Raw genomic sequence first — 10590 nt, 5'->3', positions numbered from 1 at the left:
GGATCAGCGGCCGAGTTCGCGGTACGCCCGCGGCAGATCGTCCACGGCGAGCACCTGCACCGGTGCCCCGGCCCCCTTGCCCGTCACCAGGACCAGCGGGTAACCGCCGTCGGCGTCGTCCGGCCGGTGCAGGGCCGACTCGAGCGCGGCCACGGCGCTCGCGAGCGTGGCCGATGCGTCGAGTTGACTCGGCCGCACCGGACCGACCTCTGGGTGATCCGCGAGCTCCGACACGGCGGCGCTCAGATCGAGCAGCACCATGCCGTCCGCTTCAGCTTTGGCCTCCGCCCAGCGGCCGACCTGTTCCCGGGTCACGAGGAGCCAGCCGCGCTGCGCGTCCTGGTAGGGCAGTTGGGAGAAATCGCCCCGGTGCATCGTCTGCAGCGCCTCCCGCAGTTGCGTGGTCGGCAGGCAGGTGCTGGCCTTGGTGGCAATCTCCCCGACTGTCTGCGGATGCCGCAGACCGCCCAGGATCTTTTCCAGGCGCTCCACGATCTCTCGGGGCGGGGACGCGATCGGTCCCGAATAGCCCTCGAACGACACGTGCGCGTAGGCGTTGCGGACGCTGCGGCAGCGGTCCAGGAACCGCTCCTGATCGGTGGTGAGCAGTTTCTGGTCCCGAGCCCAGGTCAGCATGCTGAATGCGGTCTGCTGCCCCGAGCCGCCTCCCGTCCGCTCCCTCCAACGATGCTTCAGTTCCGATTCGAGTGCCTTCCAGGCGGCGTCGAACCGATTGGCCAGTGATTCCCTGTCGTGCTTCGCCATCAGCCAACCCCTTCCTCCGAGCTGGCGGTCCGGGACCGGCCCGGTGCCGCAGCGGAAGATCATAGGGCCATGATCAGCTCAGATCGGAACCTGCGCCGTTGGCGGACGGTTGGCGTCCCACCGACAGGTTGGAACGCGCCGACAGGTGTCAGTCGCAGTAGTCGCAGGCGCCGCTCACCGGAAGCTGGATGCTGCACCGGGGACAGGTGGGACGAGGTTGCGGATCGATCCGGCGCTGACGCCGTACGGCCTCCTCGAGCCTCGGTGCGAGGGCTGGCTGGCCGCCGTCCGCCGGAAGCCCTGACGCTTCGAAGTAGCGGTAGCAATCCAGCCGGGCCGACGCGGCATGTAGCTCGCGTTGCATGTCGTCCTCGACCGGCGGCTGCCCGGCCACTTGCAGCACCTCGGCGTATCCAACGCCGACCTTGCCGTCGTCCTTGTGCACGACCAGCGCCGTCAGCGGTGGGTGACCCTGGTTGTGCGCGCGCCGGACCACCCGGCCGAGGACGGAACCGATCCAGTTCTGCAGGAGCGCGGAGGTCCGGACGCCTGACCTGTCCTGCACCTCCTTGCCAACCTCACCGTAAGTGATGATCGCGTGATACCGCCGCGCCACCTCCAGCAGGATGTCGTACGCGTGCGGTGCCCAGATGTCCGAGGCCTCCTCGGCGCTGACCGCATCCCCGGACTCTCGCCAATATCCCCGTCGCACGACTGTCTTCTCTTGTCAGGAGGCGGATCGCTGTCACCCGGCAGGGTAGAACGAGCCTCCGACTTAAGGGCCGCCCCGTTAGTCGCCGCTGATGTGCCTGCCTGAAAGGCCCGCCACCTCTAGCCGGCGTGCCACATCGGTGCGCTGCGCCGGGCGGTCCGTACCACGATCTCGGGGTCGGCGAGGACGCCGACCAGTCGCCGGCTGGCCGCCACCGCGAGCGGCCCGAGCGTCGCGTGCCCGACGGACGCGTGGCACGCCTGCAGCCCGATCTCCGCCAGCTCCCGCCGGGTCAGCGCGAAACGCCGCTCGCGTTGCTCGGCGAGCGCGGCGCGGACCCGCCGCAGCACCTCGCCCGGTTCGTCGGTGACCTGGCGCAGCACCTGGACCGACCAGTTCCACGTCTGCAGCAGCAGGAGGTCGGCGCGGTCGGGAGCCTGGTCGGTGAGCAACAGCTCGTGGTGGCAGACGACGACGGCGGCCTCGGGGTCGCCGTCGTCGAGAAGGAGGCGGGCCAGCAGCCCGGCCGCAAGGGGCACGGATCGGCCGGCGCCGTCGCCGGCGCTGCCGCTGGCGAGCAACCGGCCCAGCAGGGCCCGTGCCGCGTCGGTGTCGCCTTCGGCGAAGTGCAGGGCCGCCAGGAACTCGTCGGTGCCGCGATCCGCTCGCGTGTCGTCGTCATCAAGGTGGCGCAGTTGCTCGGCGGCGGCCCGCAGCTCGGGAAGCGGCGCGTTGGCGGTGAGCAGCCGGGCGATCCGCTCACGCTGCGCGGACACTGGCGTGGTGGTGCTGGGTGTGGTCGGTGCGGGCATCAGCGCCAGCAGGTCCGCGAGGCGGGTCCACTGCCCGGCGGCGGCCCCGGCCAGCAGCGCCTTGCGCAGCGCCGCCACGGTCAGGCGATCGACCGACCCGATGCTCTCCGCCCTGGCCCGTGCGACGGCGGCGAAGGCGCCCAGCGCCTCGGTCCAGTAGCCGGCCCGGGCCAGCTCGATGCCGAACTCCTCCCGCAGCCGGCTGCCCCGCCGCCCGGTCAGCGACCCGGCGGCCAGCCGACTCTGCAGGCGGCCGTGCCGGAACCGGTACGCGCCGGCGCCGTGTCGCAGCAGGCCGACCGACTCCGCGTAGGCCAGGAACGCCAGCAGCTGGAAGGGGGTGCGTCCTCTTGCGGCGAGCATGGCCTTCCCCACCGTGAACCGGATCCAGGCGGCACCGCCGCGCCGGTGCAGCCACCAGGCCAGCCCCAGACCCATTCCGGCGTACGCCAGCGACGTCATCGGCGGCGCGGCCGGCAGCAGCCCGCCCAACCGAAGCACCGCCACGGCGACGAGCAGGCGCAGGACTGCGGTGGCGACGGTGGTGAGAGCGGACGCGACGCTCGCCGCACGGTCCGCGTCGATGGTTTCCGCCGCGCTGGTGGCACCCAGCTCGGCGGCGGGAGCGGCGACGTCGACCCGCAGGCCGGCCGTGACGGCGCTGTACGTCCAGAAGAGGACACCGACCACCACCGCGCCGCGCACCGGGTCGGACCACGCCGGCAGGCCCGGCACCCCGTCCAGCAACCGGACCAGCTCCGGCGACGGGGTGACGGTCGACAGCAGGGTCAGGGTGGCGAACGCCCAGAACGCGCCCCCGACCAGGCCGGCGATCAGCCCGTACCGCAGGGCCCGCCGGCCGCCGACGAACAGCACCCGACGAGGCGTGTCCCGCGCCGTGCGACCGCGCAGCAGCGCGGCGCACGCGGCTAGCAGGAAGGCCGCGACGGCCAGGCCGTGGGGATTGCGGGCGATCGCGTTCAGCAGGTGGCGCGTGCCGATGTCGCTCACGAGCGCGGCGCTCTCGGTGAGCGCGTCATGGGCGTACGAGAGTGCTACCCAAACGGCCAGCCCGCTGCGCAGGCCGTCGAAGATCGCCCAGAACGGACCGGGCAGCGCGGCGGGCAGTTGCCACCAGCGGAACTCGCGCTGGTCGAGTGATTCCAGGTGCGCGGCGAGGAAGGCGAGGTACCGCCGGGACGTGTCCGGCTCCCACCGGCGCAGCCCCTGGCCGCCCCGCCCGGAGCGCAGTGCGGCATCGACGGCCCGGGTCAGCAAGTCGTCCTCCACCGACCAGCGACCCTGCTCCCGGGCCAGCGGGACGAGGTCGCGCGGGTCGGTGCCGGGCTGGTCGAAGGCGCTGCGCGCCATCGCCACCATCAGCGGTGTGGACAGTACGCCGGTCAGTTCGGTGTCGTCCCCGATGGTGGCGGCTACGGTGGACCAGTTCTTCGCCTGGTGATACGGGGCCGCGTCGACCAGATAGTCGGCCACCTCGGCGGGGCTCAGCGGTTCCAGCACCACGACGGCAGTGCCGCGCAGCTTCTGTCCCTGAGTGAGGTAGCGCTCGTACACCGATGATCGGCAGGTGAGCACGAACCGCTGGGTGGCCAGGGCGTTCAACTGCTCCAGGCAGGAGACCAACCGCTGCTCGGGCATCTCGTCCAGGCCGTCCAGGACGGGCACCAACAGGCCCGCCTCGACGAGGTCGCGTAGCACCGCCTCCGGGTGGGGGTGCTCGGCGGCGAGCTGCGGGTACCGCCGGGCGATCCGGTCGACCAGCCAGTCGGTGAAGCCCTCCCGGTCGGGGTCCCATGACGCGACCGGTGTCGGCACCGGGACGGGGGTGTCGGGCTCGCGGTGCGCCGGCAGCTCCCGGGCCATTCGCAAGGCGGTGATCGACTTCCCGGAACCGGCGCTGCCGAGCAGGAGCAGCCGTCCGGACGGGATGCTGCGGTATCGGGTCCAGAGCGCGCCGTCGCGGCCGGACAGGTCCAGCGGGACTGCGTCGCTGGAGCGGCCGATCGCCCGCCAGGACGGCAACAGGCGGGCCGGCGCGGTGGACCAGCGCACGGGCAGCGGGTACGGCTCATCGACGGCGCGGAGCACCGTGTCGTCGCTGGGGTCGCGCCGGACCAGATCGGCGAGCTGGTCCGCGACGGCACGTCGGTGCGTGACGAGCGCCGTGGACGCCGCCGGCCGGTTGGTGAAGACCTGGTCCAGGACGACGTAGACGGCGACGAACCCGGCGATGACGCCCCAGGCCCAGTTGACCTTCTCGAAGTCGTAGCGCAGCCAGACCCAGCCTGTCCCGCCGGCCGCCAGTGCGGCGACGACGGTCAGCAGGCCCCACTTCCACATCGGACGCCGCACCACCTGATTGTGATCCACTGCTGCACGCGGCGACACCCCGCCGGGTCGGCGCTGCCCGGTCGCGGCCGATCAGCTCGGGACGTCGCGGTGACGGAATCCGGCGACGCCGACGGCGAGCAGCGCCGCCGCCACCCCGGCGAGCACCACCAGCGGCAGCATCGCCGGGTCGACCGCGGGCACGGACGGCACATGCGTGTACGGCGAGACGTTGAGCGCGGCCTGCGGCAGCTCCAGCACCGCGCCGAGCTGCCCGAGGAGCAGGAAGACCAGCAGCGCCGTCCAGGAGAGCACCACCGACCGGCGGGGCAGCAGGCCGAAGAGCGCGGTCACCACCCCGGCCACCACGAGCAGGGCCGGCAGCCGCAGCAGCGCGGCGCCGCCCAGCGCGATGGCCTCGCCGAGCGGGTCGCCGGTGACCAGGCCGTAGCCGAGCCCGGTGGTCAGGCCGGCGAGCAGCAGCAGGGCGAGCGCGCCGAGCGCGGCGGCGAGAACCTGGGTGCCGAGCCATCGGGTCCGGCTCACGGCGGTGGCGAGGGCGGCCTCCAGCACCCCGTCGGCTTCGTCGCCGCGTACCCGGAGCAGGGCCTGCACCACGTACGCCCCGATGGTCAGGGCGAAGAGCCCGAGCATCGCGGCCAGGTACGCGTCGACCAGGTCGGCTCCGCCGCCCATCGCGTTGATCGCCTCGGCGGCGGCCGGATTCTGCTCGATCATGGCGTTGAACTCGTCGGCGGCCACGCCCATCGAGACGCCGAGCACGGCGATCCCGACCGCCCAGCCGAGCAGCGTGCCGCGCTGCATCCGCCAGGCCAGTCCGGCCGGGCTGAGCAGCCACGCCGCACCGGTCGCGGGCTTGCGCCGGGGTGCGACCAGCCCGCCGCCCTGGTCCCGCCGCTCCGCGAGGGCGTACGCCAGCGCCACCCCGGCGAGCAGCAGCGCGAAGGGCAGGGCGAGCACCCACCAGCGTTCCCCGCCGAAGGCCCGCACCTGGTTGCCCCAGCCGAGCGGGGAGAGCCAGGAGGGCCAGGCGCTCTCCACCCGGGTGCCGTCGACGCTGGTGTCGCCGAAAACGTCGCCGGCGGCGCGCAGCACGAAGGAGAGCCCGACGACGGCGGCGGCTAGCGCGTTGGCGCCCCGGGAGGTGACGGAGACCTGCGCGGTGACCGCGGCGACGCCGGTGAAGGCCACCCCGACGCCGCCGACCGCGCCGGCTGCCGCGACGGAGCCGGCCAGTGGCAGGCCCGCGCCGGCCAGTGCGACGGCGAGCAGCGCCGCGGCCGCCACGTTCGCCGCGACCACGACCAGCAGCGCTGCGGTGAGCGGCGCGTACCGGCCGACCACGGAGGCGCCGAGCAGCTCGGCGCGGCCGGTCTCCTCGTTCTGCCGGGTGTGCCGGGTCACCGCGAAGGTGCTCAGCAGCGCGACGATCAGGGCCAGCGTCACGTACGTCTCGGCGACCGCCACCGCGCCGACGTCGGTGCCGGCGATGGGGCCGTTGAAGGCCCGGGCGACCAGGCTGGACGCCGACGTGGTGGCGTAGCCCTGACGGGCCGCCTCGTCGGGGTAGATGCCGACGACGCTGCCGGCGAGGGCATAGCCGAGCAGGGGCGTGCCGAGCACCCAGATCGCCAGGCGGATCCGGTCGCGGCGCAGCACGAGCCGGGCCAGCCGGCGGGTGCCGGTGAGGGCGGTCATCGGGCACCGGCCCGCTGGGCTCGCGCCGGACCGGGGTCGTCGGCGGAGACGTGCTCGTCGCCGTAGTGGCGCAGGAACAGCTGCTCCAGGGTGGGTGGGGTGCTGGTCAGCGCGCGGACGCCGAAGCGGACGAGTTGGCCGAGCAGTTCGTCGAGGTGCGCCGGTTCGACCTCCAGGTGGGTACGCCCGTCGACCTCGTGCACGTCGTGCACGCCGGGCAGCGCGTCGAGGCCGGTCACCGGGCGGGCCGTCTCGACGATCACCGTCGTGCGGGTGAGGTGGCGCAGCTCGGTCAGGCTGCCGGACTCGACGGTGCGTCCTTCGCGGATGATGCTGACCCGGTCGCAGAGCGCCTCGACCTCGGCGAGCACGTGGCTGGAGAGCAGCACGGTGGCGCCGGCCTGCTTGATTCGCCGCACCTCGTCCTGGAACACCGCCTCCATGAGGGGGTCGAGGCCGGAAGTCGGCTCGTCGAGCACGTACAGCTCCACGTTGGAGGAGAAGGCGGCGACGATGGCGACCTTCTGCCGGTTGCCCTTGGAGTACGTGCGGCACCCGCGGGTGGGGTCCAGATCGAAGCGTTGCAGCAGCTCGTCGCGGCGACGCCGGTCGAGGCCGCCGCGCAGCTCACCGAGCAGGTCGATCGCCTCCCCGCCGGAGAGGTTCGGCCAGAGGTTGACGTCGCCCGGCACGTACGCCAACCGGCGGTGCAGGCGCACCGCGTCACGCCAGGGGTCGGCGCCGAGCACTCGCGCCTCGCCGGAGTCGCGGCGGAGCAGCCCGAGCAGGATCCGGATGGTGGTGGACTTCCCGGAACCGTTGGGCCCGAGGAAGCCGTGCACCTCCCCCGCCTCGACCCGCAGGTCGAGCCCGTCGAGTGCCCGGATGCCGCCGAAGGTCTTGACCAGGTTGTCGATCGAGATGACGGGCATCGCCCCTCCAGCCGTTGGATGCGTCGACCGTCCCCACTGTACTGACCGACGGTCAGCACAATCAACGGTGACGTCAGCCACCGGTCAGGACGCGGGCTAGGCTGGCCGGCATGACCGCCGATCCCGCGGACGACACCCGCACCCGGATCCTGCGCGCCGCGCTCGACCTCTTCGCCGAACAGGGCTACCAGCGCACCTCGCTGCGCCAGATCGGCGAGCGGCTGCGGCTGACCAAGGCCGCGATCCTGTACCACTTCCCGGCCAAGGAGCACCTGCTCGCGGCACTGGTCGAGCCGCTGCTGGCCGACCTGGAGGCGCTGCTCGACGCGGCCCAGGAGCAGCCCACCGAGCAGGCCCGGTGGACGGTGCTGGAGGGCTGGGTGGACACCATACTGGCCCACCGTCGGCCGCTCGGCATGCTCTTCCACGACATCGCGTTGGTCGGTCGGAACGACACGTACCACCGGTTGATGAGGATCGCGATGCGGGCCAACGACCTCATCGCCGGACCGGCCGCCGGGCGCCGGGAGCGGGTCCGGGCGGTGCAGGCGGTCGCCGCGTGCAGCGACCCCGTCGTGTTCTTCACCGACGTGCCGGACGAGGTGCTGCGCGCCGACATGCTCGACGGCGTACGCCGCCTGCTGGCGGCGCCGTCGGCCCCGACCGCCGGGACCTCCGGCGTCGGGGCGGGTGAGCGTCGGCGGCGACCGGGGCGACCGCGGGCGCTGGGCCGGGAGCAGGTCGAGGCGGCCCGGCGGATGCACGCGGCGGGCACCCACTCGGTGGACGCCATCGCCGCCACCCTGGGCGTCTCACGGGCCACCGTCTACCGCCACCTGGACGAGCAATAATGAGACGGTTTTAGCGACGGTTTCGAGACGGTTGTGAACCCGACAGTCAGGCGGCCAGGGTGGCGTAGCGGCCGTTGCGGTGCAGCAGGCTGTCGTGGGTGCCAGCCTCGACGATCCGGCCGTGGTCGAGCACCGCAATCTGGTCGGCATCGCGCACGGTGGAGAGCCGGTGCGCGATGGTGATCGTGGTGCGGCCTTCGGCGAGGACGTCGAACGCCCGCTGCACGGCCCGTTCGGTCTCGGTGTCCAGCGCGCTGGTGGCCTCGTCCAGGACCAGGATGCGCGGGTCCCGCAGCAGCGTGCGGGCGATGGCCAGCCGCTGCTTCTCGCCACCGGAGAACCGGTGGCCGCGCGAGCCGACCACGGTGTCGTACCCGTCGGGAAGGCTGGCGATCAGGTCGTGGATCTGGGCGGCGCGGGCGGCGTCCTCGATCTCGGTGTCGGTGGCGTCCGGCCGGGCGTAGCGCAGGTTCTCCCGGACGGTGGTGTGCAGCAGGTACGTCTCCTGGCTGACCACGCCGACGACGGCGGCCAGGTCGGCCAGGCGCAGGTCGCGCAGGTCGACCCCGTCGATGGTGACCTGGCCGGCGTTCGGGTCGTGCAGCCGGCTGACCAGCCCGGCGAGGGTGCTCTTGCCGGAGCCGGTCTCGCCGACCAGGGCGAGGCTGGTGCCGGCGGGCACGTCCAGGGTGATCCCCGCGAGGGCGGCGGTGTCGCTGCCCGGATAGCCGAAGGTGACGTCCTCCAGGCGCAGGTGCCCGCGGACCCGGGCGGGGTCGAGTCGGACCGGCTCGGCGGGGTCGGCCACGTCGATCGGCAGGTCCAGGTATTCGAAGATGCGGGCGAACAGCGCCAGCGAGGCGGTCAGTGAGACGCCCACGTTGAGCAGGCCCATCAGTGGCCGGAACAGGCCACCCTGCAACGCGGTGAAGGCGACCAGGGTGCCGATGCTCAGCGTGCCGGCGGTGCCGGGCAGGCCGGCGGCGAGGTAGATGACCGCCGGTACGGCGGCGAAGATGATGCTCATCGAGGCCATCCGCCAGCGACCGGCCAGTTCGCTACGCAGCTCCAGGTCGACCAGGCGGGCCGACGAGGCGGTGAACCGGTCGATCAAGGCGGGTCCGGTGCCGAGGGTCTTGGCCAGTTGGACGCCGCTGATCGACAGCCCCTCCTCCACTGTGACGTTGAGGTCGGCGAGCTCGCGCTGGCGCTGGGCGGTGATCTCCCGTCGCATGCGGGCGACCCGGCGGGTCAGCCAGATCGCCGGTGGCAGCACGACGAGCGAGACCAGGGAGAGCTGCCAGGAGAGCGCGATCATGGCGACGGCGGTGGCGATCACGGTGGTGAGGTTGGCCGCGACCGCGGTGGCGGTGGAGGTGACCACCGACTGCATGCCGCCGATGTCGTTGGTGATGCGGGACTGCACCTCGCCGGTGCGGGTCCGGGTGAAGAAGCCCAGCGACTGCCGCTGGAGGTGACCGAAGACGTCGGTGCGCAGCCGGTGCATGATCTGCTGCCCGACTCGGGTGGAGATCCAGGTCTGGATGACGCCGAGGGCGGCGGTCACCGCGGCCACCGCGACCATGCCGAGGACAAGCCAGACCAGCAGGGTCACGTCGCCCTGCGGCAGGGCCCGGTCGATGACGGCGCGAAGCAGGAACGGGGTGGCCATCGCGATGATCGAGGAGGCCACGATGATCGCGGTCACGGCGGCCAGTGCGGGCCGGTGGGCGGTGAACAGCCGGCCGATGCGGCGCAGGGACACCTGGCGGGCCTGCGCCTTCTCGTCGGCGCTGACGGTGCGGTGGCCGCGGTCGCGGCCGGTGGGGGTGGATTCCAAGGGGCACTGCCTCTCGTCGGGAATATTGCTGAGGTTACCTCATCATGAGGTAGCAACCGCATCCCCTGCTACCGTATTCCCCGTGACGGAGCGCACGGCGGACGGCGACGACGAGAGCCTGGCGGAGACGTTCTGGGCGGTGGCCGGGCGACTGCGCCGGCAGGCGCGGGAGTCGTTGGCGCCGTGGGACGTCACCCCCAGCCAGTCCCGGGCGCTCGGGGTGCTGGCGCGGCATGGTGAGCTGCGCCCCGGCGCCATCGCCGAGCACCTGCGCATCGCGCCCCGCTCCGCCACCGAGGTCGTCGACGACCTCCAGGCCCGGGGGCTCGTCGAACGGCGACCCGACCCGGCCGACCGGAGGGCGACCCTGGTCGCGCTGACCGACGAGGGCAACCGGGTCAGCTCCGCCATCCGGGCCGCCCGCCGGGCCGAGGCCGACCGCTTCTTCGGTCACCTGGACGACGCCGACCGCGACCAGCTCGCCCGCATCCTGCGCACCCTGCTCGGCTGAGCTGCAAGGAAGGGCACCTTGTTAACGCCTGGTGTAGAGGAAGGGGCCCTTCCTAACACCGGGTTTGCCCACCCCGCGCCCGGGTAGCCAGCGCGGCCC

8 protein-coding genes are annotated in these 10590 nt (G+C 72.9%); 2 read left to right on the top strand and 6 right to left on the bottom strand.

The features are described 5' to 3' along the window. Positions 1-3: 3 nt before the first annotated feature. The 5 genes from GA0070607_RS27070 to GA0070607_RS27050 form a co-directional block, all read right to left on the bottom strand. Entirely contained in the window at positions 4-765 is a 762-nt protein-coding gene (locus tag GA0070607_RS27070; protein ID WP_157743279.1) for a hypothetical protein, read from the bottom strand. A gap of 148 nt (positions 766-913) precedes the next feature. Beyond that, positions 914-1477, bottom strand: coding sequence for a hypothetical protein (locus GA0070607_RS27065; RefSeq protein WP_197701176.1), 564 nt, complete (start codon positions 1475-1477; stop codon positions 914-916). Between the two features lie 119 nt (positions 1478-1596). Then, on the bottom strand, positions 1597-4662 hold the full coding sequence (locus GA0070607_RS27060) for an NACHT domain-containing protein (RefSeq protein ID WP_157743278.1): 3066 nt from the start codon (positions 4660-4662) through the stop codon (positions 1597-1599). A 69-nt stretch (positions 4663-4731) separates the two neighbouring features. Then, positions 4732-6357: an ABC transporter permease gene (locus GA0070607_RS27055; protein WP_089020710.1), complete on the bottom strand. Its 1626-nt coding sequence runs from the start codon at positions 6355-6357 to the stop codon at positions 4732-4734. Beyond that, positions 6354-7289, bottom strand: a complete 936-nt coding sequence (locus GA0070607_RS27050; RefSeq protein ID WP_089020709.1) for an ABC transporter ATP-binding protein — start codon at positions 7287-7289, stop codon at positions 6354-6356. The genes GA0070607_RS27055 and GA0070607_RS27050 overlap by 4 nt, the downstream gene beginning before the upstream one ends. Before the next feature lie 110 nt (positions 7290-7399). Here GA0070607_RS27050 and GA0070607_RS27045 point away from each other — a divergent pair, with 110 nt between their 5' ends. Beyond that, positions 7400-8140 (top strand): TetR family transcriptional regulator, encoded by a 741-nt coding sequence (locus GA0070607_RS27045; protein ID WP_089020708.1) that lies wholly within the window; start codon positions 7400-7402, stop codon positions 8138-8140. A gap of 46 nt (positions 8141-8186) precedes the next feature. Here GA0070607_RS27045 and GA0070607_RS27040 read toward each other — a convergent pair whose 3' ends face one another. Further along, a complete protein-coding gene (locus tag GA0070607_RS27040; RefSeq protein ID WP_089020707.1) occupies positions 8187-9980 on the bottom strand; it encodes an ABC transporter ATP-binding protein in 1794 nt (597 codons plus the stop codon). 82 nt (positions 9981-10062) lie between these two features. On the opposite strand from GA0070607_RS27040, the gene GA0070607_RS27035 reads away from it, so the two are divergent. Continuing rightward, positions 10063-10491: a MarR family winged helix-turn-helix transcriptional regulator gene (locus GA0070607_RS27035; protein WP_089020706.1), complete on the top strand. Its 429-nt coding sequence runs from the start codon at positions 10063-10065 to the stop codon at positions 10489-10491. Positions 10492-10590: the final 99 nt, after the last annotated feature.

The sequence above is a fragment of the Micromonospora coriariae genome (assembly GCF_900091455.1).
In the GTDB taxonomy this organism is placed as follows: Bacteria; Actinomycetota; Actinomycetes; order Mycobacteriales; family Micromonosporaceae; genus Micromonospora; species Micromonospora coriariae.
The sequence above is the reverse complement of the archived record's forward strand: the minus strand, read 5'-3'. Positions and strand labels throughout refer to the sequence as shown.

Excerpts from the sequence above, each read along its gene's own strand:
- GA0070607_RS27070 (WP_157743279.1), bottom strand. The coding sequence starts at position 765 with ATGGCGAAGCACGACAGGGAATCACTGGCCAATCGGTTCGACGCCGCC.
- GA0070607_RS27055 (WP_089020710.1), bottom strand. The coding sequence starts at position 6,357 with ATGACCGCCCTCACCGGCACCCGCCGGCTGGCCCGGCTCGTGCTGCGC.
- GA0070607_RS27050 (WP_089020709.1), bottom strand. The coding sequence starts at position 7,289 with ATGCCCGTCATCTCGATCGACAACCTGGTCAAGACCTTCGGCGGCATC.
- GA0070607_RS27045 (WP_089020708.1), top strand. The coding sequence starts at position 7,400 with ATGACCGCCGATCCCGCGGACGACACCCGCACCCGGATCCTGCGCGCC.